1 pseudogene is annotated in these 234 nt (G+C 70.1%); it reads left to right on the top strand.

Features of this window, described 5'->3' with window-relative positions:
* Positions 1 to 52: 52 nt before the first annotated feature.
* Positions 53 to 234, top strand: a pseudogene (locus tag KVT44_RS57205) (Na+/H+ antiporter); the annotation flags it as partial.

Here is a 234-nt window from a genome sequence, read left to right as displayed (position 1 = left end):
GACTGAACAACCAGGGGAGGGGGTGCCTGACCCATCGGGAAGGCGGTGCCGAATGCGGGGCCTGGAAGTCACCACGGCAATTCTCGCGACCGTGCTGGCCATGACGTGGCTGGCCCGCCGCCTGCGCTGGAACGAGCCGGTCCTGCTGGTGGCGGGTGGCTGCCAGATCGGTCTCACCCCCGGGTTCCGCACGCTGGCCCTGCCGCCCCCGGTCGTTCTGCTGCTCTTCTTGCC

The organism is Streptomyces sp. GbtcB7 (genome assembly GCF_019091445.1).
In the GTDB taxonomy this organism is placed as follows: Bacteria; Actinomycetota; Actinomycetes; order Streptomycetales; family Streptomycetaceae; genus Streptomyces; species Streptomyces mirabilis.
Note: the sequence above shows the minus strand (reverse complement) of the source record. Positions and strands in the feature narration are given on the sequence as shown.